We start from the raw sequence: 297 nt of genomic DNA on the forward strand, positions 1-297 counted from the left end.
TCCGGCAGCTTCTGGCTCGAAAGAGGTTAACGTTCCGGATATCGGCGGTGACGAAGTTGAAGTCACTGAAGTGATGGTTAAAGTGGGCGATAAAATTGCCGCTGAGCAGTCACTGATTACCGTTGAAGGCGATAAAGCGTCGATGGAAGTTCCGGCACCGTTCGCGGGCACCGTGAAGGAAATCAAAATCAGCACCGGCGACAAAGTCAAAACCGGTTCTCTGATTATGATCTTCGAAGTTGAAGGCGCAGCACCTGCTGCCGCTCCAGCTGCCGCGGCTGCTCCAGCCTCTGCAGC

At 54.5% G+C, this 297-nt stretch carries 1 protein-coding gene; it reads left to right on the plus strand.

Translation table 11 applies throughout. From position 1 onward, the window contains the following. Positions 1–297 (plus strand): biotin/lipoyl-containing protein (locus FDW87_RS22090; RefSeq protein WP_305764071.1); only part of this gene is annotated, 297 nt, incomplete at both ends.

The organism is Citrobacter sp. wls826, assembly GCF_005281245.1.
Lineage (GTDB): Bacteria > Pseudomonadota > Gammaproteobacteria > Enterobacterales > Enterobacteriaceae > Citrobacter > Citrobacter braakii.